Origin of the sequence: Nonomuraea sp. NPDC005650, from assembly GCF_040605375.1 — a bacterium.
GTDB lineage: Bacteria > Actinomycetota > Actinomycetes > Streptosporangiales > Streptosporangiaceae > Nonomuraea.
In genome coordinates this window covers 240,372-263,045 of the sequence record NZ_JBEXCR010000014.1, presented here as the reverse complement: position 1 = coordinate 263,045, position 22,674 = coordinate 240,372, and the positions used below count along the sequence as shown (strand labels likewise).

Annotated in this window: 22 protein-coding genes, 3 tRNA genes and 1 pseudogene; 12 read left to right on the top strand and 14 right to left on the bottom strand. The window is 69.6% G+C overall.

The features are described 5' to 3' along the window. Positions 1-35: 35 nt before the first annotated feature. On the bottom strand, positions 36-1,370 hold the full coding sequence (locus ABZS69_RS25365; RefSeq protein WP_355376813.1) for an extracellular solute-binding protein: 1,335 nt from the start codon (positions 1,368-1,370) through the stop codon (positions 36-38). 207 nt (positions 1,371-1,577) lie between these two features. On the opposite strand from ABZS69_RS25365, the gene ABZS69_RS25360 reads away from it, so the two are divergent. Continuing rightward, positions 1,578-3,074, top strand: coding sequence for an alpha-N-arabinofuranosidase (locus tag ABZS69_RS25360; protein WP_355376811.1), 1,497 nt, complete (start codon positions 1,578-1,580; stop codon positions 3,072-3,074). A 90-nt stretch (positions 3,075-3,164) separates the two neighbouring features. Here the strand turns inward: ABZS69_RS25360 and ABZS69_RS25355 are convergent, their stop codons facing one another. Continuing rightward, positions 3,165-3,641, bottom strand: coding sequence for a MarR family transcriptional regulator (locus ABZS69_RS25355; protein WP_355376809.1), 477 nt, complete (start codon positions 3,639-3,641; stop codon positions 3,165-3,167). Positions 3,642-3,760: 119 nt separating this feature from the next. Here ABZS69_RS25355 and ABZS69_RS25350 point away from each other — a divergent pair, with 119 nt between their 5' ends. Then, positions 3,761-4,582, top strand: a complete 822-nt coding sequence (locus tag ABZS69_RS25350; protein ID WP_355376807.1) for an NAD(P)H-binding protein — start codon at positions 3,761-3,763, stop codon at positions 4,580-4,582. Between the two features lie 13 nt (positions 4,583-4,595). Here the strand turns inward: ABZS69_RS25350 and ABZS69_RS25345 are convergent, their stop codons facing one another. Beyond that, positions 4,596-5,579, bottom strand: coding sequence for a LacI family DNA-binding transcriptional regulator (locus ABZS69_RS25345; RefSeq protein ID WP_355376890.1), 984 nt, complete (start codon positions 5,577-5,579; stop codon positions 4,596-4,598). A gap of 494 nt (positions 5,580-6,073) precedes the next feature. On the opposite strand from ABZS69_RS25345, the gene ABZS69_RS25340 reads away from it, so the two are divergent. The 3 genes from ABZS69_RS25340 (at position 6,074) to ABZS69_RS25330 (ending at position 7,509) form a co-directional block, all read left to right on the top strand. Then, complete coding sequence (locus ABZS69_RS25340) at positions 6,074-6,721, top strand: MOSC domain-containing protein (protein ID WP_355376806.1); 648 nt, start codon at positions 6,074-6,076, stop codon at positions 6,719-6,721. 11 nt (positions 6,722-6,732) lie between these two features. Then, a complete protein-coding gene (locus ABZS69_RS25335; RefSeq protein WP_355376804.1) occupies positions 6,733-6,885 on the top strand; it encodes a hypothetical protein in 153 nt (50 codons plus the stop codon). A 72-nt stretch (positions 6,886-6,957) separates the two neighbouring features. Beyond that, positions 6,958-7,509, top strand: coding sequence for a GNAT family N-acetyltransferase (locus tag ABZS69_RS25330; protein WP_355376802.1), 552 nt, complete (start codon positions 6,958-6,960; stop codon positions 7,507-7,509). Between the two features lie 219 nt (positions 7,510-7,728). On the opposite strand, the gene ABZS69_RS25325 is transcribed toward ABZS69_RS25330, so the two are convergent. The 8 genes and pseudogenes from ABZS69_RS25325 to ABZS69_RS25290 all read right to left on the bottom strand — a co-directional run bounded on the left by ABZS69_RS25325 (position 7,729) and on the right by ABZS69_RS25290 (position 11,251). Further along, complete coding sequence (locus ABZS69_RS25325; RefSeq protein ID WP_355376801.1) at positions 7,729-8,355, bottom strand: hypothetical protein; 627 nt, start codon at positions 8,353-8,355, stop codon at positions 7,729-7,731. 191 nt (positions 8,356-8,546) lie between these two features. Further along, complete coding sequence (locus tag ABZS69_RS25320) at positions 8,547-8,732, bottom strand: hypothetical protein (protein WP_355376799.1); 186 nt, start codon at positions 8,730-8,732, stop codon at positions 8,547-8,549. 90 nt (positions 8,733-8,822) lie between these two features. Further along, positions 8,823-9,665 (bottom strand): helix-turn-helix transcriptional regulator, encoded by an 843-nt coding sequence (locus tag ABZS69_RS25315; protein ID WP_355376797.1) that lies wholly within the window; start codon positions 9,663-9,665, stop codon positions 8,823-8,825. Continuing rightward, positions 9,658-10,047: pseudogene (locus ABZS69_RS25310) on the bottom strand (DUF6879 family protein); the annotation flags it as partial. The pseudogene ABZS69_RS25310 and the gene ABZS69_RS25315, both read right to left, overlap by 8 nt. A 268-nt stretch (positions 10,048-10,315) precedes the next feature. Next, positions 10,316-10,390, bottom strand: a tRNA-Val gene (locus ABZS69_RS25305). A 4-nt stretch (positions 10,391-10,394) separates the two neighbouring features. Further along, positions 10,395-10,465 (bottom strand) — tRNA-Cys (locus ABZS69_RS25300). A gap of 15 nt (positions 10,466-10,480) precedes the next feature. Further along, a tRNA-Gly gene (locus tag ABZS69_RS25295) sits at positions 10,481-10,552 on the bottom strand. Between the two features lie 63 nt (positions 10,553-10,615). Next, complete coding sequence (locus ABZS69_RS25290; protein WP_355376796.1) at positions 10,616-11,251, bottom strand: ACT domain-containing protein; 636 nt, start codon at positions 11,249-11,251, stop codon at positions 10,616-10,618. Between the two features lie 79 nt (positions 11,252-11,330). Between ABZS69_RS25290 and dusB the strand changes: the two genes are divergently transcribed. Continuing rightward, positions 11,331-12,443, top strand: a complete 1,113-nt coding sequence (dusB, locus tag ABZS69_RS25285) for a tRNA dihydrouridine synthase DusB (protein ID WP_355376794.1) — start codon at positions 11,331-11,333, stop codon at positions 12,441-12,443. An 8-nt stretch (positions 12,444-12,451) separates the two neighbouring features. Here the strand turns inward: dusB and ABZS69_RS25280 are convergent, their stop codons facing one another. Together ABZS69_RS25280 and ABZS69_RS25275 are read right to left on the bottom strand one after the other, a co-directional pair. Beyond that, complete coding sequence (locus ABZS69_RS25280; RefSeq protein ID WP_355376793.1) at positions 12,452-13,525, bottom strand: alpha/beta hydrolase; 1,074 nt, start codon at positions 13,523-13,525, stop codon at positions 12,452-12,454. 31 nt (positions 13,526-13,556) lie between these two features. Further along, positions 13,557-14,336, bottom strand: coding sequence for a phytanoyl-CoA dioxygenase family protein (locus tag ABZS69_RS25275; RefSeq protein ID WP_355376791.1), 780 nt, complete (start codon positions 14,334-14,336; stop codon positions 13,557-13,559). Positions 14,337-14,392: 56 nt separating this feature from the next. On the opposite strand from ABZS69_RS25275, the gene ABZS69_RS25270 reads away from it, so the two are divergent. Continuing rightward, on the top strand, positions 14,393-15,307 hold the full coding sequence (locus ABZS69_RS25270; RefSeq protein ID WP_355376789.1) for an AraC family transcriptional regulator: 915 nt from the start codon (positions 14,393-14,395) through the stop codon (positions 15,305-15,307). A gap of 37 nt (positions 15,308-15,344) precedes the next feature. Here the strand turns inward: ABZS69_RS25270 and ABZS69_RS25265 are convergent, their stop codons facing one another. Continuing rightward, positions 15,345-16,499 (bottom strand): ROK family protein, encoded by a 1,155-nt coding sequence (locus ABZS69_RS25265; protein WP_355376787.1) that lies wholly within the window; start codon positions 16,497-16,499, stop codon positions 15,345-15,347. 173 nt (positions 16,500-16,672) lie between these two features. Between ABZS69_RS25265 and ABZS69_RS25260 the strand changes: the two genes are divergently transcribed. From ABZS69_RS25260 to ABZS69_RS25240, 5 genes are read left to right on the top strand one after another with little or no spacing between them, the layout of a single operon-like run. Next, positions 16,673-17,974 (top strand): glycoside hydrolase family 36 protein, encoded by a 1,302-nt coding sequence (locus ABZS69_RS25260; protein WP_355376786.1) that lies wholly within the window; start codon positions 16,673-16,675, stop codon positions 17,972-17,974. After that, positions 17,971-18,972, top strand: coding sequence for a sugar ABC transporter permease (locus tag ABZS69_RS25255; protein ID WP_355376784.1), 1,002 nt, complete (start codon positions 17,971-17,973; stop codon positions 18,970-18,972). The genes ABZS69_RS25260 and ABZS69_RS25255 overlap by 4 nt, the downstream gene beginning before the upstream one ends. A gap of 16 nt (positions 18,973-18,988) precedes the next feature. Beyond that, positions 18,989-19,798 carry a carbohydrate ABC transporter permease gene (locus ABZS69_RS25250; protein ID WP_355376782.1) on the top strand — a complete coding sequence of 270 codons (810 nt, stop codon included), beginning with the start codon at positions 18,989-18,991 and terminating at the stop codon, positions 19,796-19,798. Positions 19,799-19,812: 14 nt separating this feature from the next. Further along, complete coding sequence (locus tag ABZS69_RS25245) at positions 19,813-21,114, top strand: sugar ABC transporter substrate-binding protein (RefSeq protein WP_355376780.1); 1,302 nt, start codon at positions 19,813-19,815, stop codon at positions 21,112-21,114. Positions 21,115-21,122: 8 nt separating this feature from the next. Beyond that, entirely contained in the window at positions 21,123-22,667 is a 1,545-nt protein-coding gene (locus ABZS69_RS25240; RefSeq protein ID WP_355376778.1) for an alkaline phosphatase D family protein, read from the top strand. Positions 22,668-22,674: the final 7 nt, after the last annotated feature.

Genomic DNA, 22,674 nt, shown 5'->3' with positions numbered 1-22,674 from the left:
GGTGCTGTGTTCACTGACGACCTCGGCAAGCTCGGTCATGAGCGCTCCTCGGCGGGGAAGGGATCCGGGGCGGACAGCAGCCGGTTGAGCGCCGCCTTGGCCGCGGCCAGGCCCTCCTCCGGCGTGTGATCACCGGTGATGACCGGGGAGAACGCCTGCCCGAACTCGAGCCACAGCCGCGACGCCGACCCGGCGAACCACACCTGCGGGTCGAGCGCGACGTCGGTGATGACCGAGCGGTACTCCGACTGCGGCTGCAGCGACAGATACTTGGGCTGTTCCAGCGCCGGCAGGTACGCGGGCACGTGCCCGGCGACCGCCCAGTCCGCGCTGTTCTTGACCAGATAGGCGATGAACCGGTACGTGGCCCGCTCGACCTCGGGGTCGCGGTCGCGCTGGTGCGGCAGCACGAACGAGTGGCAGTCGGCCTGCGCCGCCCCCGAGCCGAAGACGTTGGGGAAACGGGTCATGCTGAAGGGCGTCTTGCGTTCCTTGAGGCCGGTGGTCTCCCAGTCGCCGTTCCAGAGGAACGCGGCCTGGCCGTTGGTGAAGTTGGCCACCGAAGCCCCGTAGTCGGTGCGCCGGTCGCACAGCCCCTCCTGCCCGAGCCGGCGCATGAACCGGAGCACCTCCAGGGCCTTGGCGTCGTCGATCGCGATCTTGGTGCCGTCGTCCGACAGCAGCGTGCCGCCGCTCTGCGGGTAGAGCGAGTACCACACGCGCCAGGGGCCCACGGTGCCGATGCCGAGCGCGTCGTAGGTCAGCGGGGGCTTGCCGCCCATCACCTCCTTGGCCTTGTTCAGCGCCGCCACCAGCTCGTCCACGCCCGTCGTGGGCTTGAGCCTGCCGTCGGGGCCGAGCAGCCCGGCCTTCCCGCAGATGTCGGTGTTGTAGTACTGCACCATTGGGTGGGCGTCGAACGGGATCGCGTACAGCACGCCGTCGAGGTGGGCACGCTCCCAGATGGGCGGGCTGAAGTCGGCGGCCCGCAGGCCGTTCTCCTCCAGCAGTTTCACGTCGATGGGGTCGAGGATCTGTCCCGCGCCGATCCCGGCCAGGCGGGCCAGGTGGAAGGTGGCCAGGTCGGGGGAGCGGCCGCCGGAGCCGGCCATCGCGATCTTCGTGTAGTACGGCTCGCCCCAGGCGAGCACGTTCTCCTCGACGAAGATGTCCGGATTGTCCTTGGCGAACGCCTGGACCATCTTGTTCATGATGATCCCGTCGCTCGCCCCGAGGAAGTGCCAGTACTGGACGCGGGTCTGGGACGAGCCGAACCCGACGGGGATGGCGCATCCGGTGGCGGCGGCGCCGGCGATTGCGAGGCTTCCGCCGAGGAGCAGGCGGCGGGAGATGGGAGGGGGATCTTGCACGGTGGCCTCTTCCTGCGAGCTGTCGCATTCCGCTGAGGTCGGGGGCCGCTTGTTTCCTTGGGGTTACCCGAGTGTTAGCGGTAACACCCGACGTGTCAAGCCCCCTCCTGACCAGCCCCACCTGGTCGTCCGCCCTCTTGACCGGCCTGCTTGTTATCGCTAACAATCTGGATCACGTAACGCCCGCGAAACCCAGGAGCTCTCTCCGTGCACCAGGCCAAACTCACGCTCGATCCCGCATTCAAGGTCGCCCCGGTCCGGCGGCGCACCTTCGGCACGTTCGTCGAACACCTCGGGCGCTGCGTCTACACCGGCATCTACGAGCCGGGCCACCCGTCGGCCGACGAGGACGGCTTCCGCGGCGACGTTCTCGACCTGACCAGGGAGCTGGGGGTGTCCACGGTCCGCTACCCGGGCGGCAACTTCGTCTCCGGCTACCGGTGGGAGGACGGCGTCGGCCCCGTCGACCAGCGGCCCCGCCGCCTCGACCTGGCCTGGCACAGCACCGAGACGAACGAGGTCGGCGTCGACGAGTTCGTCCGCTGGTGCCGCAAGGCCGGCGTCGAACCCATGATGGCGCTCAACCTCGGCACCCGCGGCATCGAGGCGGCCCTCGACCTGCTGGAGTACTGCAACCACCCGTCCGGTACCGCGCTGTCCGACCAGCGCATCGCCAACGGCTCCAAGGAGCCGCACGGGATCAGGATGTGGTGCCTGGGCAACGAGATGGACGGCCCCTGGCAGACCGGCCACAAGACCGCCCACGAGTACGGCCGGCTCGCCGCCGAGACCGCCCGCGCCATGCGCATGGTGGACCCCGGCCTGGAGCTGGTCGCCTGCGGCAGCTCCGGCTCCAGCATGCCGACCTTCGGCGCGTGGGAGGCCACGGTGCTGGAGGAGGCGTACGACGTGGTCGACTACATCTCCTGCCACGCGTACTACGAGGAGAAGGACGGCGACCTGGGCAGCTTCCTGGCCTGCTCGACCGACATGGAGTACTTCATCCGCTCGGTCGTGGCCACCGCCGACTCCGTCGGCGCCCGGCTGAAGTCGCGCAAGCGGATCGACATCTCCTTCGACGAGTGGAACGTCTGGTACCTGTCGCGCTTCCAGAACGCCGCGCCGCCCGCCGACTGGCCGGTCGCGCCGCGGCTGCTGGAGGACCACTACCACCTGGCCGACGCCGTCGCCTTCGGCGGCCTGCTGATCACCCTGCTGCGCAACAGCGACCGGGTCACGTCCGCGTCGCTGGCCCAGCTCGTCAACGTCATCGCGCCCATCGTGACCGAGCCCGGCGGGCGGGCGTGGCGCCAGACCACCTTCCACCCGTTCGCGCAGGCGTCCCGGCTGGCGGCCGGTGACGTGCTGCGGGTGGAGCCGGTGTCGCCCACGTACGAGACGGCGCAGTTCGGCGAGGTGCCGCTGCTGCACGCGGTGGCCACGCACTCGGAGGAGGGCACGACGCTGTTCGCCGTCAACCGCTCCACCGACGGTCCGCTCTCCCTGGAGATCGACACCCGGGCGCTCGGCGGGGCGCGCATCGTCGAGGCCACGACCCTCACGGACCCGGACGTCTACGCCCGCAACACGGCCGACGCCCCGGACCGGATCGCGCCCCGGGCCAACGCGGACGTGGAGCAGGATCCGGCGCGCGTGCTCCTGCCCCCGGTCTCGTGGAACGTGATCCGCCTGGCCCGCCCCTGACCCCACCAGGACCGGCGCCGCTGAGCCCCGGTAAGCCGGGCTCGGCGGCGCCGTCCTCGTGCGGGCCTGCGTCGATCAGCAGGCCATCGGTCAGGCGTGGGACGGGCCGGCGGAGGCGAGCCGCCGCGCCTGTTCCTGACCCACGTCGATGGCACGCCCGAGGTAGTCCGCGATGATCGCGAGCTCGTCATCGTCATAGCGGTCGAGGACTTCCCCGAAGGCGTTCCCGGGGACGTCCCAGGCCGCCGCGATCCTGGCCCGGGCGTCGGGCGCCAGCGCGACCAGGGCACGTCTGCGGTCTTTCGGGTCGGCTTGCCGTACGACGAAACCCGCCTTCTCCAGCCGGTCGACCAGCCGGGAGGCGGACCCGGGGGTCAGGCCGGTCAACGCGCCGATCTCCCCGGTGCTCACCGGGCCGGACTCCAGGTCGAGCAGGGAAACGCACTGCAGGTCGGTGGGGTGCAGGCCCAGATGGTCGGCCAGCGCCTGGTTGAACAGCACGTACGCGGCGTAGTGCCGCCGGCTCTCGGTGACGACACGCGCCAGCAACTCGGCTCGGTTTGACATCCGGCCCCTTCATGCCTCAATTTAAGTGCGTCACACAATATGTGTGCGACGCACTGTACGTGCCACGTATGCATTCTATCCGCCCCATGCGGAAGGCAGCGCGAAAGGAACACCCCCTCATGACCGTTCTCGTCACCGGCAGCCGCGGCTCCGTCGCCCGGAGCCTCCTCACCCTGCTGCGCGACCGCGGGCTTGACGCCCGCCCGGCCTCCAAAAGACCCGACGACCCGCAGACCCTCAAATGCGACCTCACCGACCCGGCCACCTTCCCCGCCGCGCTGAAGGGGGTGACCTCGGTCTTCCTGTACGCCGAACCGTCCTGCGCGGGCGCCTTCGCCGAAGAGGCCGCCCGCGCCGGCGTCGAGCACATCGTGCTGCTGTCCTCCTCCGCCGTCCTCACCCCCGACCCCGACAGCAGCCTGCTCGCCAAGTCGCACCTGGAGGTGGAGCGGGCCCTGGAGGCCTCCCCGGTCCGCGCCACCTCGCTGCGCCCCGGGTCCTTCGCGGGCAACACGCTGGGCTGGGCCTGGTCCGTCAAGTCCGGCCGGCCCGTCGGCCTGCCCTACCCCGGCTCCCACAACGACCCGATCCACGAGGCCGACGTCGCCGAGGCGGCGCTCGCCGTGCTCACCGACCCCGCCCTGAGCGGCCGTCCGTACACCCTGACCGGGCCGCAGTCCCTCACCTTCGCCCAGCAGATCGACATCCTGTCCGAGGTGACGGGCCGTGACATCCCCGTCAAGCACCTCAGCCGCGAGGAATGGAAGGAGGAGATGGCCGAGTACATCCCCGCCTCGTACGCCGACCCGCTGCTGGACTGGTGGCAGTCCAACGACGGCCGGCCCGTCGAGATCACGCGGACCGTTCAGGAGCTGACCGGACACCCCGCCCGCCCCTTCGCCGACTGGGCTCGGGAGCACGCCGCGGCCTTCACCGGCTGATCGATCCCTGCGGCTACGGCTTCGGGGCGGGGGCGGTGCTCTCCCGCACGACCAGCTCGGGCTCGACCAGCCGCCGCGCGTCGGCCTCGGCGCCCGCCATCCGGTCCAGCAGCAGGTGGAAGGCGTGCCGGCCGACCTCGCCGAAGTCCTGCCGTACGGTCGTCAGCGGCGGCCAGAAATAGGCCGACTCGGGGATGTCGTCGAACCCGGCCACGCTCACGTCCTCCGGCACCCGCCGCCCGGCCTCACGCAGGGCGCGCAGCACGCCGAGCGCCATCTGGTCGTTGGCCACGAACACGGCGGTGACCTCGGGATCCCGGGCCAGCTGCTGCCCGAGCTGATAGCCGGAACGCGAGCTCCAGTCGCCGCGCAGCACCTCGGGCACCGGCCGGTCGGCGGACTCCAGCACGCTCCGCCACCCCTCGATGCGCCCGTTGGCGTCGAGCCAGTCGGCCGGCCCGGCCACGTGCCACACCGTCCGGTGGCCGAGGCTGAGCAGGTGGCGGGTGGCCCGGACGGCCCCGGTCCGCTGGTCCACCTTGGCGACCGGCACGGGGATGTCGTCCCCGGCGTCGACCGCGACCACGGGCATCTCGGCCGGCAGATGCCGCAGCCCGTCGGCGGCCGACTCGTGCGGGGCGACGATGATCACGCCGTCCACGGCCTGGTCGCGCAGCCGTTCCACGCCCTCCTCCATGGACCTGCGGCTGAGCGAGGGCAGGCTGGCGATGCTCACGTTGAACCCGGCGTTCCTGGCGGCCTGCTCGATGCAGTAGAGCGTGGAGGCGGGCCCGTACAGGGTGGTGTCGATGCTCACCACCCCGAGCACCCCGGACCGCCCGGTGACGAGCTGCCGCGCGGCCTGATTGGGCCGGTAGTCAAGCTCCTGTACGGCGGCCAGCACGCGCGCCCTCGTCTCGGCCCGCACCCGATCCGGCGCGTTGAGCACGCGTGACACGGTCATGGCCGAAACTCCGGCGAGCACGGCGACGTCCATGAGCACCGCAGGCCTGCCGTTCCTGGATCTCACGGAGGCTCACCCCCTTGCCGATAACGCTAACAGCCACCAACCTCGAACGCGCGGACCATTATCACCGCCCAGGCCCTCTCCAGAAAAGCATGGCCTTCCACAATGGGAGCGCTTCGCGCCCGGGATTCCAGACCGCGCCTCTCAGGGGGCTCGCGCCCCCTTCGACCCCCCAAAACCCCCGCTCGCTTCGCTCACCAAGGCCCCGCCCGTTGCCCGGTTACCCGGTGGGCCGTGGGAGCCCACCCTGAACGGTCCTCGCTCACGCTCGGGCTGTGCTCCCGGGACCGAGGCTTCGCCCCGGCCCCGGGCGAGGGGCTTGCCGGCCCCCTCGCGCTCCCCCGGCCCTGGACCACGCTCCTCCGCCCGACACGCTCGCCGCCAACCACCGATCCGAGGCTCAGCCTGGGCCGACAGGCGAAATGAGTCGCGAGTGTGTGGACGGGGGTCGTACCGTCACGCGCATGAAGCTGCTCTCCGTCAATATCGGCAGACCCCGGCCCAACCCTTGGAAGGGCGTGAGCACGACGGGCATCGACAAGCGGCCCGTTGACGGCCCGGTCGCCGTGAAGGCCCCTGGCCCGAAGGGCACCGGGGAGGTCGGTCTCGCCGGCGATCGGGTGCACGACGTGAAGCATCATGGCGGTGTCCACCAGGCCGTCTACGCGTACGCCCGCGAGGATCTCGACACCTGGCAGGCCGAGTTGGGCAGGCCGCTCGCGAACGGCGTCTTCGGCGAGAACCTCACGAGCCTGGGCCTGGACGTCAACGGCGCCCTGATCGGTGAGCGCTGGCGGATCGGGCCGGAAGTTGTCCTGGAGGTGTCGTGCCCGCGGATCCCTTGCGCGACCTTCCAAGGCTGGCTGGAGCGTGACGGCTGGATCAAGCGTTTCACCCAGGCCGCACGACCGGGCGCGTATCTGCGAGTGATCGAGCCCGGCGACATCCGCGCCGGTGACCCGGTCCAGATCGTGCACCGGCCCGAGCACGATGTGACTGTCGCACTCGTCTTCCGCGCGATGACCCTGGAACCGGAGTTGCTGCCACGACTGCTGGTCGCCGAGGCACTGCCGCCGGAAGACAAAGAATCGATCCGCAGGCGCTCCGCATAAAGGTCGCCGAGATGCTCCAGGAGATCCTCAAGGGCATGATGGCAAGCCAGGCCGCCGCCAGCGTGCCGCAGGAGGGCACGCCGACCCCGGCCAAGAGGCCGCGTAGGAGCCGCGCCAAGAGCAACGCTGAGGCGCTCTTCCAGACGCCTGAGGTAGCGGCGTAACGTCCGACTGATGGTTGTCGTCACGGCAACTCCAGATCAGATGCCCTCCGGGATCGCTCGGAGGGCTTCTGCATGAATAAGCGCCGCAACAACGGCAGATATCCGGTGGCGCTACGTGTGGATCAAGGCCACTATCCCTCCATGAGGGAATCAGTAAGGGTCCGCCCTGCGACGCCAGATGACGCGGCCACGTTGGCGCAACTGAACGACTTCGTGCATGCCCCTCACGTCAACGAGCGACCTGACATCTTCCGCGCGCCCTTATCGGCTGAGGAGCTGGTGTCCCTGTTCAGCACCTTCCTGGCGCGCGAGAACGCTCTTGCGTTCATCGCAGACTCTCCGGAACGTCCTGTCGGCTATGCCACGGCCACCATTCATAAGCGCCCAGGAGACGCGCTTATGCGTCCCCGGAGCTTTGTCTTCGTGGAACACATCGCAGTAGACCCCACCATCGCGCGTACTGGAGTAGGCACAGCCTTGGTCGAGTCAATCCGCGTGGCTGGCAAGGAGGCGGGTTGTACCAGCCTTCTGACCGACGTGTGGGACTTCAACAAGCGCGCGTTGGCCTTCTTCGAAGCCGCAGGTCTCGTGCACATGCGGCATTGGCTGGAACAGCCCTTGTAGCGAGCCTTCAGCCGTGAAGATCTGATCCATCGGCAGCATCTCACCTCACATCCAGACCTCGACGCGGACCGCTAGAAACAAAGAAACCCCCGACCAGAGGGCGGCCGGATCGCGTAAGCGGGAAGCGCGATCCTCAGGCAGGAATCCGTGTGCGGGGGGCTCGTCCACCTGTCTGGCCGGGGGTTGCCGGCACCCCGGCTAAGCGGAGGACAGGCTCGCCTAGCTGCGGGCGTCTATGGGTCTCATGCCGTGCAGCTCGACCACCTGGGCGGCAGCGAGCGCGAACGGGTGGTATCGGATGGCGTCCCAGGCCACGTACACGTTGTGCTTCCAGAGCCTGGGCAAGTCGGGAGTGATGGGTCGGTACAGATCCGCCAGGACGCCTGCGCTGAGGGCTGTCTCCACCGTGCAGAGCGTGGCCTTGTCCTGGAGCATGGGGCACTCTTGCAGTGCCTTGGGGATGCAGCTCCAGCAGGTCGGTGGAGCGTTCGTCCGGCCGGAGTCTGTGCCCGTGGCCTCGAACACCGTCTCCACGAGGAGCCACGGGGTCCGGCCCGTATCCGAGTCGGTCGCGGGCTTGCCGCACACCTGGCACAGCAGGTCGTCCATGCACTTCCATTGGCGCAGGACGTTGAGCTTCCGCATGCGCTCGGAGCCGCGCGCTTCCGGCCTGTCGCGCAGGTCCAGCGACCGACCCCGCAGGACGCCGTTGATCCAGTCGCTCCGCCGGGGATGATGGAGGTAGGCCAAGCGGAGTTCGTCGTTGTGCCACTCGAAGCCGATCGGATCCTCGACCAGCTCGTTGGCGTAGGCGATCGTGTACGGGACGGTGGTGTACCCCCTCACGACGGACCCCCTTGCGGGCACCTATCGTTCACGCCGCGCTGATGCTCGGGGCTAAGGACTGATCGCCGAGCCATGGCATCCCTTCGGCATCGGAGGAACCGCCGCGTTCTGCGCCACCAGGAAGGCAACGCGCCTGGGCAGGGACGCCGGTACGACTTCAACCCTGTCGGCCGAGGGCTCGTTCCCGGCGCCTACACGCCCCAGCGCTTGATCGCGCATCGGTCGGCAATCCGCTTGATCAGTTGGGCATGGATGCCTGCGGTCGTCAGATGCTCCAGAACCCGGTCAAGGGCCGCGTTCTGCGCTGCCGCCTCCTCCTCCGGTATCGGCTGGCATAGCAGGTCGTCAGCCGATGATGTTCTGTGTTTGCGGGCCATGTCTCGACGCTAAGAGCAACAGCGAGCACTAACAAGGAAGTTGCTCGGAATTGCTCGAATGAGCGCATCTATGGAAGCAGGGCGGGAACCTCAAGCACCTTCGGCGCGAGCCTCCATGGACTTGGTGATGATCTGCCGTGCCTGTTGTCCGTACTGGGCCGCCTTGGCGAACCAATCGAACAGGCGCACATACTGCGCTACTTCCTCGGGAAGCGTCAGTGTCAGCTCTGCGGCCACCGTCTCAACGTGAACTGCGCGCTCGTCGAAGATCCAGAACCCGTGCTGGGGTGCGAAGGGTAGCTGGGCGTTCAGTGGCACGATGCCGAGCCGGACTCGCGGCATGAGCGACACGGCTATAAGTCGCTCCAATTGATCGAGCATGATGTCGGGGGGAGCCATGCCAAGACGGAGAGCGGCTTCCAAGATGACGAAGTGGAAGGACTTGTCTCGCGCGTAGAGGATCTCCTGACGGCGCATCCGGGTGGCCAGGCCGTCTTCGAGATCGTTCGGGATGCCGTGGAAGGCGATCACCTGGGAGAGGCGAAGCCGTGCGTATTCGCTGGTCTGGAGGAGGCCGGGAATCAATACCGCCTCGAACACTCGGAAGTGTTTGGTTTCCGCTTCCATCTCAGCCCAGGACTTCTGCCGGGTCGCTGTGCCAAGCCTGAGCTGCCGCCGCCATTCGCCGTAGAGAGTCTCCATGGCGCGGAGTGAGACGATGAGGGAGGTCGCCTTCTCAGGCCGACCGGTCGCTTCGCACCAGGCCCGAATGTCGTCCTCTGACGGGGTCTGCTTGCCGCCTTCGATCTTAGAAATTTTGGATGCCTGCCAGCCGAAGCGGGCGGCAAGCTGCCGCCCGGTCAGCCGTGCATCCAGTCGTAGTTCTTTGAGCTCTTGCCCCATTGCAAGGCGGGCTCGGGCTATGTCACGCACCGAGGTTCACGAACTCCTCAAGGGGAACCGCGCTACGCCATGCAACGTCACGCCACTTGCGGTGCCTCGCGATGATCTCCGGATCTGTGATGATCTCTGCGCCATGGAGAACATCTTCCTCGTCCAGGTGAAGCAGTGCGAGGCGCTGGTCGTCGAACAACCACCAATCGGAATAGGGGAGGCCGAGTCGTTCGGCCTCCACGCGGTCGAGGTAGTGGATCTGGTCGCCGGCCGGGATGCTGTGGCGAGCCACGGACATACTGAACCGGGTGTAGTCGGAGAATGGGCGTGACACCACCCGAACGCGCCGGACGGTTCGGCCCTGTCCAGCGTGGTGCCTCATGAGGTCCGGCCATCCGCTCATCCATGCGAGGTCGTCGGGCTGCCCACGAACCGTAGCCGCATGGGCTGACCGTCCGAGCTAGTTGCTAGGGATTTCTCATCCACAACCTGGAAGTTCAGCGTTATGCCGACCGACGTCAAGAGCTTTGCCGCAAAGCCGCTCCCAGGGTCAGCACAATGTCGGCACCGGTGCTGACAACAACCATGATCAATCCCGAACAACAAGAAGCCCCAGACTCCCGGCATGTGCCGCGAGCTGGGGCTATAACTCCTGTTTGACCAGGTCAGACCTGATCCGCTATGGAGCCTGGTGGACGATACTGGGATTGAACCAGTGACCTCTTCCGTGTCAGGGAAGCGCTCTCCCGCTGAGCTAATCGTCCAGTGAGGTGGCGACGGGATTTGAACCCGTGTGGACGGCTTTGCAGGCCGCTGCCTCGCCTCTCGGCCACGCCACCGAGTCGATCTCGCCGAGCGGAAGACGGGATTCGAACCCGCGACCCTCACCTTGGCAAGGTGATGCTCTACCACTGAGCCACTTCCGCGTTGCTGCCTGAACAACTCTAGCGCGTCTGCCGACCGGATGGTGACCGCTGGGCCGCGTTCGGCTACTTGCGGAGCTGGCGTGCCACGCTCCGCTCCGTGGCGGGCAGGCTGAGGAAGATCTCCAGGATGCGGGTGAGGCGGTGGACCTCGATGCGGTGGAAGGCGGGGCCTTCCGAGCGGGCCAGGAGCAGGGCGAGGGCCAGGGGCGGCAGCGGGGCGTGGATGACGTGCAGCCCCTCCTCGAAGGTGAGGGCCGTCGGGCGGGACGGCGTGTCCTCCGGGACGACCAGGTCCTTGGGGGCGCGCCAGCTGGCGTAGACGACGCGCTGCCCGGCCGTCGTGGCGGCCCAGTCGGCGCTGAACAGGACGGGGAGGGAGTCGATGAGCGTGGTCAGAGCGCGGTCGCCCGCCGTGGTGATGTACTTGAGGATCTCCAGCTCAGGGTACGTGCCCGGCGCCTCCCTGGTGGTCCAGATGCCCTCGACCGCCACGCCCTCCACCGTCTCCAGGCTCTTGACCAGCGACTGCCGGGGTGTGCTCTCCGCGCAGAAGACCGTGATGTCGTCGACGGCCGTGCCGGCGCCCCGGTCGAGCACGGTGACCTGCGTGATGTCGGCCCCCGACGCCCCCAGCGCCTTGGTCACCTGAGCGAGTGAACCCGGCTTGTCGGGCAGCGCGACGCGTACGCGAAGAAGCATCCATCCCTCCCCTGAAGATGCGAATAACAGACTATCTGCGAATACCTGTTACGGCCTGACCTGCGCTACAACTGACGGAGTGAAGATTGGGCCGATTGGGGTTTGGCCGCCCGTGGTGCTGGCGCCGATGGCGGGCATCACGAACGCGCCGTTCCGGGTGCTGTGCAGAGAGCAGGGCGCGGGGCTGTTCGTCTGCGAGATGATCACGACGCGCGCGCTGGTCGAGCGCAATCCGAAGACGCTGCGGATGATCAGGTTCGCGGAGTCGGAGCGGCCCAGGAGCATCCAGCTGTACGGGGTGGACCCCGGCATCGTGGGCCGGGCGGTCAAGATGATCGCCGAGGAGGACCTGGCCGACCACGTCGACCTCAACTTCGGCTGCCCCGTGCCCAAGGTGACCAGGCGCGGGGGCGGGTCCGCGCTGCCGTACAAGAGGAATCTGCTGCGGCGGATCCTGCGGGAGGCGGTGGCCAGCGCGGGGTCGTTGCCCGTCACGATGAAGATGCGCAAGGGGATCGACGACGATCACCTGACCTATCTCGACGCGGGGCGGATCGCGGCCGAGGAGGGTGTCGCGGCGATCGCGCTGCACGCCCGTACGGCCAAGCAGCACTACGGGGGCGTGGCCGACTGGGAGGCCATCGCCCGGCTCAAGGAGGCCGTGCCGGAGATCCCCGTGCTGGGGAACGGCGACATCTGGTGCGCCGACGACGCCCTGCGGATGGTGGCGCGCACGGGGTGCGACGGGGTCGTGGTCGGGCGGGGGTGCCTGGGGCGGCCGTGGCTGTTCAAGGATCTGGAGAACGCGTTCAACGGCGGCCCCGAGCGGGCCCGGCCCACGCTCGGCGAGGTCGCCGAGGTGATGGCCAGGCACGCCGAAGGGCTGACCGAGTGCTTCGACATCGAGCGTTACGCCGTCGCCGACTTCCGCAAGCACGTCGGGTGGTATCTGAAGGGGTTCACCGTCGGGAGCGAGCTACGGCGGGAGCTGGCCACGGCCGAGTCTCTCGACGGGCTGCGCGAGGGGCTGGCGAAGCTGGAGCACGACCAGCCGTGGCCGCCGAACACCGACACGCCCCGGGGGAAGTCGGGGGAGCGGACCAAGGTGCTGCTGCCGGACGGCTGGCTGGACGACCCCTGGGACTGCGTGGTCCCCGACGGAGACGCGGAGTCCGACATCTCCGGCGGTTGACCGCGGGATCAGCGGATGTTGCGCCGGACCCAGTCGAGGGCCTGGGCGGACGAGGCCGGGGCGGTGCGGTGGAGGGTGAGCACGTGACCGGTGCCGGGGATCAGCGTCGCCTCCATGGGCGTGTTCGGGTACCAGCGCTTCTGCTGCGCCTGCAGCGCCGCCGTGCTCGTGCAGTCCGTGGCGCCCTCGCCGCAGAGCAGCCGGTCGTACTGGCCGACCATGATCATGGTGGGTACGCGGATGAGGCGGTTGTCGGAGACGGGCGGGAGGGACTCCAGGAAGGTGTCCGGTTCCTTGGTCGCCTCGTCGCGTGAGATGACCGCGGGTCGCGCGCCCGGCCGGTGGTAGAACCAGTCGGTGCGGGTGCCGGGCCGGGTGGTGTAGTACGCCTCGTCCAGCTTGCGCGAGGCCAGGCGCGGGTCCTGGGCGGCCGGGTGGATCGCCCCGGCGAACTCCTCGAAGGCGCGCTCGTTCGGGGTGCTGGACTCGCCGGTCAGGATGATGCCGTCCAGCGCGTCCGGATGGCGGATCTGGACGCCGCGGATGATCGAGGAGCCGACGGAGTTGCCCACGGCCACCACGCGCCGGTATCGCTGCCCGTCGAGCTTGCCCTGGCGGGCCGCGAGCACCACCTGGAGGAGCGAGGCCTGGTGGCTGTCCGGCCGCATGGCGGTCCCGGACGGCCAGGAGCTGCGGCCGGACCCGAGCCGGTCGATCGCCAGGACGGCGTACCCGCCCCGGACCATGGTCTCGGCGAACGACGGCCCGTCCCCGCCGCGTCGTAGCCAGTAGGTCCGGTCGTACGTGCCGCCGGGGACCAGGATCTGGATCGCCCGGGCGCCGCCGCGGGGGCGGCAGAGGGTGCCGGCCACCCGCTGGTCCAGCGGGCCGCCCGCGGTGAGCGGCACGGCCACGGAGACCTGCTCGCAGCCTGGGGAGCCGGGCTTGGAGCCGGAGCTGGAGGCCGCCGCGGCCCCCGTCCCCGCCGTCAGGGCCGCGATCACGCCAATGCCCGCGACCCCGGCCCGCCACTTCGCCGTCATGTCCACACTTCGTCCTCTCGCATCGATGTCGTACGCCATACCGTACAGCATACGGTTCGATGCTCGTGACCTAGTGCGGTCCGGTGGCCTCGGTGCCGCAGGGGCCGCCGCCGACGGACGCCTCCAGCCGGACGGGCTCGCCCGACATCGTGAGCGTCGGGTAGTACTCGGCGATCCGCTCGGCCGAGCGCCCCACGTAATGGCAGATGTAGCTGCGCCTGAACCGGTCGGCCGTGCTGTTCGGCTCCGACCCGTGCACCAGGCTGCCGTTGAAGAACAGCACGTCCCCCGGCTCCATGTCGACCGGCACCTTCGCCAGGCCGGGCGGCGGCGGCACGTACTCCCTGGTGAAGGAGATGTCCTGGTCCGCCTCCTCCGGGCAGAACAGGTCCATGAGATGCGTCCCCGGCACGACCTCCAGGCCGCCGTTCGCCCGGTCCACGCGGTCGAGCGCCACCCACGCGGCCACGCACGTGCCCGGCTCCACCCGGAGGTAGAAGTTGTCCTGATGCAGCGCCTGGCCCCTGGCGCCCGGCGGCTTGAAGTAGAACATGCTCTGGGCTGCTATCGGCTCCTCTCCTAGGATGTCGCGGAGAATCGCGGCGATGCGGGTGTCGAGCAGATACCGCAGGGCCAGACCGTTCACCTGATGGGGGTGCATGATCCGTGGATAGTCGCGAAGGATGTCGTACGGCCGGCCGGGTTCCTGTGGCTGCGGGGAGAAGTGACCTGGGATCGGCCCCTTGGCGTGCAGCGCCATGAACTCGTCGCGCAACTCGGCCACCTCCTCCGGAGCGAGGAGACCGGGCACGATCACGTACCCCTGATCGTGGAAGTCGTTGAGCCTCATGTTTCCCACGCTAGATACCGGGATCGGGGAACGGTATGCCTGTGACCGCTGAGGACATGTCTGTTCCTGCTGCCGAGCTGACGATCGTCGGCCACTACGACAAGGCGCCCGGGTACGCCACGCGCCGCCCCGCCGGCTCCCCGAGCTGGCTGCTGCTGTGGACGGAGGCGGGGGCGGGGCTCGTGGAGCAGGGTGGGGCGTCTTTCGCGGCCCGGGCCGGGGACCTGGTGGTGCTCGGGTCCGGGGTGTCGCAGTACTACCGGGTGCTGCCGGGGGCGGAGCGGTGGCGGTTCTGGTGGGTGCACTTCCAGCCCCGCCCCTCGTGGACGGCCTGGCTGGGGCCGTTCGCCCGGGGGGACGGGTGCCATCTGGTCGGGGGCGTGCCGGCGGGCGTGCATGGGCGGATGGGGCTGGCGTTCGAGCGCGCGCTCCAGGACGCCCGATGGGTGCCGGACGCGCCCCCGCCCGACACGGCTCCTCCCGCTGAGGCGTCCGGTTCGGGGGCGGGCGCCGCCGAGGTGCGGGTGCCCGCCGTCGTGGTGGCGGGGCCGGCGCGGGAGCTGGTGCTGGGGGCCGTCGAGGAGGCGCTCGTCCTGGCCACCGCCTCCGCCCGGCCCGAGGGGGCGCGGCGGCCGGAGGAGGGCGACGAGCGCGTACGCCGGGTGCTCGCCCTCATCGCCGCCGAGCCCGGCGCGCCGCATTCGGTCGCCTCACTCGCGCGGGCCGTCGCGCTCTCGCCGTCCCGCTTCGCCCACCTGTTCACCGCCGAGACCGGGCGCAGCCCGATGCAGGCCGTCCGGGAGGCTCGGGTGCGGCACGCGGCGAGCCTGCTGGAGGTGACGGACCTGGACGTGGGGCAGGTGGCGGCGGCGTCCGGCTTTGTCAGCCCGTTCCACTTCAGCCGGGCTTTCCGGCGCGAGTACGGCCTGCCGCCCCGCGACTACCGCGCCCGCCTCCGCACCCACCCCTGATCGCCGGTCGCGGTGCGGGGCCGTGGGTGGAGGGGGATCAGCGGGTGACGGGGAGGGGGCCCTTGTCGGGGGTGAAGAGCTGGTCGTCCAGGTGGTCGACCGCGTAGTCGATGGCGCCCACCACCACGCACTCGTCCCCCAGCGTGGAGGCCCGCACCTCCGGCATCCGCATGCACGTACGCTCCAAGCGCACCCGCAGCCGCTCCAGCAGCACGTCGGACGACCGGGAGAAGCCGCCCCCCAGCACCACCATCTGCGGGTCCAGGATGAGCACCATCGCGGCCGTGCCCACCGCCAGATCGTCCACGTACCGCTCCACTGCGGCGAGCGCCACCGGGTCGCCGTTGCGGGCGGCGGCCAGCGTCCACCCGGCCGCGTCCTCGGGCGGGGTGCCCTCGGGGAGGGACGGGCAGGTGTTGAGGTGTTCGGCGGGGTCGAACCAGCGGGCCTCGGGCAGCATGGAGATCTCCCCGGCCGCCGCCCCGAACCCCCGGTGCACCTTCCCGCCGATGATCAGCCCGGCTCCCATGCGCCGGCCGACGTGCAGGAACACCACGTCCTTGGCGCCCTTGGCCACCCCGCGCCGGGTCTCGGCCATGGCGGCCAGGCGGCTGTCGTTCTCGATGAGGATCTGGCAGGGGAACATCTCGCGCAGCCTGCCCGCGAGGTCGAGGTCGCGCCAGGCCGGCACGGCGGCCGAGTAGATGACGCGCCCCTCGACGTCGATCACGCCGACGGTGCCCACCGAGATCAGCCACAGGTCGGAGACCGACGTACGGCTGAGCGCCAGGCAGCCGGAGACGGCGCGTTCGATCGCGGCCAGGCGCTCCTCGACGGAGTCCTCGGGCAGCACCGGCTGCCGGGTCTCGGCGAGGATCTCGCCGTCCAGGTCGGACAGGGCCGCGCGGATGTTGTGACCCCCTATGTCCACCCCGACCAGGTAGCCGCTGTCGGCGCGGAAGCGGTAGCGGCGGGCCGGCCGGCCCATCGTGCCGGGGCTCGGCGGCACCTCCACCACCCAGCCCAGCCCCATGAGCTCGTCGGTGACCTCCTTCATGGACGGGCGGGACAGGCCGGTGCGCTCGGCGAGCGCCGACAGGGTGAGCGCCCCCGCCCTGCGCAGCTCCCGGATGGCCGTCAGCGAGTTGAGCTGCCGCAGCCGGGACAGGTCGCCGCCGCGAACGTCCGCCATCGCCGTCCTCAGTCCTTAAGTAGGTCTCCTCTGTAACCAGAGATTATGCCAGCGATCGACGGCTGTACGCGCCGCCTCCATCTGCTGTTATTTCAGTAAAAACCCGTCATTGACCCCGCGAGAGCGCCGGTGCTACTAATGAAGCGCTCCTTCGTAAGTCGAGAGGATTGAGGATGTCGTTCGAAGACATCGGCGAGATCAGGTGCGGCCCTGGCAAGGCGCGGGTGTTCGAGCACGGCTGGCAGTCGTGGAGCCCCACCGGCGCGTACCGCCTGACGGACGCCCCGCCCCGGCCCGCCGACGAGACCATCCAGATCCTCGCCTACCGCCCCGAGACCCCCATCCCCCCGGGGGTGTTCCAGGGCGAGGGGCTGCTCGCCGTCGAGCCGGGCGACGGCTCCGTCGAGCTCTGGTCCGCGCCGAGCCCCCTGCGGGTGCCCTCGATCAGGGCGCGCGCGGAGGGCGACCGCCTGGTGGTCTCCGCCGACGGCCCGGTACGCCACCACCGCGCCGAAGGCGGCCTGGACCAGGCCCTCCGCGACTGGGCGGACACCATGGCGGGAAAGCGCACGTTCCCCGCCGTCCCGCCCATGTGGTGCACCTGGTACGGCTACTGGGACAAGGTCACCGACGCCGACGTCATCGAGAACCTCCGGCAGTCCGAACGCCTCGGCCTGGGCGCCGACATGTTCCTCATCGACGACGGCTACGAGGCCGAGATCGGCGACTGGCTGGAGGGGCGGCCGGAGTTCGGCTCGCTGGCACGGGCCGTGGACGCCGTCACCGGCGCCGGGCGGCGGGCCGGGATCTGGACCGCGCCGTTCCTCGTCGGCCACCGCAGCCGGATCTTCCGCGAGCACCCCGACTGGCTGGTCCGGGGCGCGTACGCCGGGCGCATGTGGGACCAGGAGCTGGCCGTGCTCGACGTCACCCACCCGGAGGCGGCCGAGCATCTCGTCGAGGTCTTCCGCACGTTCGGCGCCATGGGCATCAGCCACTTCAAGCTCGACTTCGTCTACGCGGGAGCCCTCGCGGGCGGGCGGCATGAGGACCTCGACCCGATCGCCGCGTACCGGCGCGGCCTGGAGCTGATCCGCCGGGGCGCCGGCGCGGAGGCGACCCTGCACGGGTGCGGCGCGCCCATGCTGCCCAGCATCGGCCTGGTGGACATCATGCGGGTCAGCCCGGACATCGCGCCGACCGTGCAGCCCAGGTCCGGCGACATCAGCCAGCCGTCCCAGCTCGGGGCCCGGCTCACCGGCGCGGCCCGAGAGTTCCTGCACGCCCGCTGGTGGGTGAACGACCCCGACTGCATCATCCTGCGCCCCGAGGTGGAGGCGCGCGAGGAGTGGGCCGCGCACCTCGCCGCCACGGGCGGCCTGCGCGGGTCGAGCGACCCGATCGCGGCGCTGGACGACTGGGGCCTGGAGACGACCAGGCGGCTCATGGTGCCGACGACGACGGAGCCGTCGTGACCAGCCGCACCGCCGGCGACGGACCCGGCGTGACGAGCCGCACCGCCGGCGACGGACCCGGGGTGACCGGCCGCACCGCGCGGAGGGGCCTGGTGGCGGAGGTCAAGGTGGCCGGGAGGCGGCGCGGGCGGGGGAGCGGCTGGTACGCGTACCTCTTCGTCGGCCCCAGCCTCCTCGGGGTGATCGCGTTCCTCCTGCTCCCGATGCTCATCGTGCTCGTCCTCAGCCTCTTCGACTGGGAGCTGCTCTCGTCCCCCGAGTTCGTCGGGTTCGACAACTACCGGCGGCTGGCGGGCGACGGGCAGGCGTGGCACTCGCTCGGGGTGACGGTCGCGTACGTCCTGCTGTGCATCCCGCTCCAGACCGTGCTGGCCCTGGCCCTGGCCCTGCTGCTCAACCAGCGCATCAAGGGCGTCAGGTTCTACCGCTCGCTCTTCGTCGTCCCGTGGATGGCCACGCCCATCGTCCTCGCCCTGATCTGGAACTGGATCTTCGACCCCCGTGACGGCGCCATCAACAGCGCGCTCGCGGTGGTCGGCGTCACCGGCCCCGACTGGCTGTCCGACCCCACATGGGCGCTGCCCGCCGTCGCGCTGGTCAGCATCTGGCAGTACACCGGCTACAACATGCTGTTCTTCCTGGCCGGCCTGCAGGGCATCCCGAAGGAGCTGCACGACGCGGCCGAGACCGACGGCGCGACCTCGGCCCAGCGGTTCTGGCGGGTCACGCTGCCGCTGCTCAACCCCACGATGTTCTTCGTCAGCGTGACGAACCTGATCGGCGCCTTCCAGGTGTTCGACACGGTGTTCGCGATGACGGACGGCGGCCCCAGCCACACCACCGAGGTGCTCAACTTCCGGATCTACCAGACCGCGTTCAAGGAGTTCGACTTCGGCTACGCGGCCACGCTGTCGACGCTGCTCTTCGTGATCATCTTCCTGGTGACGACGGCGCAGGTCAGGTTCTTCGGCAAGCGCACCACCTACGACCTGAGCTGAGAGAGCTGAGAGACCCGTGGCCAAGCGAATCCTCCTGTACGCCGTGCTCGCCATCGGTGCGTTCGTGTCCGTGTTTCCGTATCTGCTCGTGGTCCTGACCGCGTTCAAGACGCAGGGGCAGCTCAGCGAGACCGCCCCGTGGCTGCCGGGGCTGCCGCCGACCACGGACAACCTGGCGAAGATGCTGGCCGGCGACTTCCCCCGCTACCTGCTCAACACGGCCGTGATGACGGCGCTGCTGACGGCCGGGCAGCTGGTGTTCACCACGTTCGCCGCGTACGCGTTCGCCCGGCTCCGGTTCAGGGGCAGGGACGCGCTGTTCTGGCTGTTCGTGGCCACGATGATGGTGCCCAGCGCCGTCACCATGATCCCGCTGTTCCTGATCATGCGGCAGCTCGACCTGGTCAACACCTGGTACGGCCTGCTCGCCCCGTACGTGCTCGGCACCCCGTACGGGATCTTCCTGATGCGGCAGTTCTTCAAGACCCTGCCCGCCGGCCTGGAGGAGGCGGCGCGGATCGACGGGGCGGGCCCGCTGACGATCCTCCTGCGCGTCATGCTCCCGCTCTGCCGCCCGGCGCTCGGCACGCTGGCGATCATCACCGTGATCTCGTCCTGGAACAGCTTCCTCTGGCCGCTGATCATCACGAGCGGCGACGACACCAAGGTCATCACGGTGGCCATCGCCACGCTCAGGCAGGGCATCGGCGTCGACTACAACCTCATGATGGCCGGCAGCCTGATCGCGCTGGTGCCGATGGTGGCCATCTTCGTCTTCTTCCAGAAGCACATCGTCAGGTCCGTGGTCCTCACGGGTCTCAAGTAAGAAGAGGTCAGCGAATGTTGCGCAACCCCCCGATTCGCTGGGCGCTGCTCGGCGCCGCCCTGCTCGCCCTCACCTCCTGCGGCTCCGGCTCGGGCGGCGGCGGGTCGGACCAGGTCACGTTGACGTACCGGCTCTGGGACGACCAGCAGAAGGTCGGCTACGAGAAGGTCATGGCCGCCTTCGAGAAGGCCAACCCCGGCATCCACGTCAACATCGAACTGCTGCCGTACGACCAGTACTGGACGAAGCTCACCGCCGACGTCGTCGCGGGCACCGCGCCGGACGTGTTCTGGATGACCCCCACCCAGTTCCCCGAGTACGTCACCAAGGGCGTCCTGTCGCCGGTGCAGGTGGATGCGTCGAAGTACCACCAGACCGTCGTCGGCTCCTTCACCTACGAGAACAAGCTGTACGGCGTCCCGAAGGACTGGGGCATCGTCGGCCTGCTCTACAACAAGGACCTGTTCAAGCAGGCCGGCGTCGAGATGCCCGAGAAGCTGACCTGGGCCAAGGACGGCACCGGCAGCCTGCTCGACACCGCGCGCAAGCTCACCGTGGACGAGGCCGGCAAGCACCCCGGCGACGCGGGCTTCGACCCGGCCAAGGTCAAGACGTACGGCTTCGCCTCCTGGAACCACTACCAGACGCAGTGGATGAACTGGGTCAGCTCGAACGGCGGCAAGCTCGTCGACAAGCCCTTCGGCAAGTACGCCTTCAACGACCCGGCGTCGGTCGAGGCGCTGCAGTTCGGCGTGGACCTGGTCAACAAGCACCACGTCGCCCCGCCCGCCACCCAGACGAACCCGCCCACCGGCAACATCACCGACATGTTCAAGGCGGGCAAGGTCGCGATGTTCCCCGCCAACAACGCGCTGCTGCCGTTCGTGGCGCCGGAGGCCACGTTCGAGATGGGCGTCGCGGCCATGCCAGAGGGGCCGCAGGGCCGCTCGGTCAACCTGAACGGCCTGGCCGAGGCCGTCTACGCCAAGAGCAAGCACCCCAAGGAGGCCATGAAGCTGGCCGAATACCTCGGCACCCAGGAGCCCCAGAAGATGATGGCTGACGGCGGCTACGTCTTCCCCGCGCTCAACGGCCTCAGCCAGGGCTACGTCGACTACTGGAAGGCCAAGAAGATCGACGTCACGCCCTTCGAGCAGGAATCCACGGGCTCGACCTTCCCGCTGCCGGTCACCACCGGCTTCACCGGCTTCGAGACCAAGCTCAACCAGATCTTCAACGAGATGTACCTCGGCAAGCTCACCCCGAAGGCCGCCGCCGACCAGGCCGTGGCCGAAGGCAACGCCACCGTCAAGTGAGGACCCCCATGATCACCCGGCGTTCTCTGTTCGCCGGGGGCGCGAGCCTGGGCATTTCCGCCGCACTGGGTGCCGAACCCGTGCGCGCGGCCGTCCGGCGCGCCCCTCTCTCCGACCCCTTCCAGCTCGGCGTCGCCTCGGGCGACCCCACGCCCGGCGGCGTGGTCCTGTGGACCCGGCTCGCCATGAACCCGATCGCCCTCGACGGCCTCGGCGGCATGCCCGACCGCCCGGTGCCGGTCCAGTGGCAGATCGCCAAGGACGAGAACTTCCGGCACGTCGTACGAAGCGGTGCCGAGGTCGCCCGCACCGACGCGGCCCACAGCGTGCACGTCGAGCTCGACGGCCTCCAACCGGGCGCGGAGTACTTCTACCGCTTCAAGGCCGAGGGCGAGCTCAGCCCCGTCGGCCGCACCCTCACCGCCCCCGCACCCGGCGCCCGCACCCGTGCCCTGAACCTGTCGTTCACCTCCTGCGCCGACTACCAGGTGGGCTGGTTCACGCCGTACCGCAGGATGGCCGAGGACCAGCCCGACCTCATCGCCTTCCTCGGCGACTACATCTACGAGTACGGCGACTACAAGTACCCGGTCCGCGACCAGGCCGGCGGCGAGTGCTTCGACCTGGCCGGATACCGGTTACGGCACGCCCAGCACAAGGCCGACCCCGAGTCGCAGCTGGCCCACGCCATCGCCCCCTGGGTCGTGGTGTGGGACGACCACGACATCGAGAACGCCTGGGCCGGAGACGTGCCCGAGCAGCCCGACCCGCCGTTCCTCGCCCGCCGGGCCGCCGCCTTCCAGGCGTACTACGAGAACATGCCGCTGCGCCGCGCCCAGAAGCCGAACGGGCCGGCGCTCAAGCTCCACCGCAGCATCCGCTGGGGCGCGGTGGCCAACCTGCACCTGCTCGACACCCGCCAGTACCGCGACCTGTACGCGTGCACCGGCAAGAGCGGCACCGTCGGCCCCGACTGCCTCGACCGCCTGGAGCCCAACCGCACGATCCTGGGCCGCGACCAGGAGGCGTGGCTGGACGGCGAGCTGAAGGGCTCGCGCGCCACCTGGGACCTGCTCGGCCAGCAGGTCTTCCTGATGGAGATGGACTGGACGAACGGCGAGGGCAAGGGCTACTCCAACGAGGGCTGGGACGGCTACGTCGCCTCCCGCAACCGCCTGACGGCCGCCATCGACACCTACAAGCGCAACGCCGTCGTGCTCACCGGCGACGTGCACAGCCACTGGGCCGGCGAGGTCAAGCGCGACTTCCAGGACCCGGGGTCGAAGTCCGTGGCCGTCGAGCTGGTCACCACCTCGGTGACGAGCGCCGGCAACGGCCTGGACGAGTATCCCAACACCCAGGTCCTGCTGGACGAGAACCCGCACGTCAAGTTCTTCAACGGCCGCCGGGGCTACGTGCGCGCCAAGCTCACGCAGCAGGAGATGAAGGTCGACTTCCGGTCCCTGTCGCGCGTCACCGAGCCGTACGCCCCCGCCTACACCTCCGGCTCCTTCGTCATCGAGCCGGGCGCCGCCAGACTCAACCCCGCCTGACAGGACT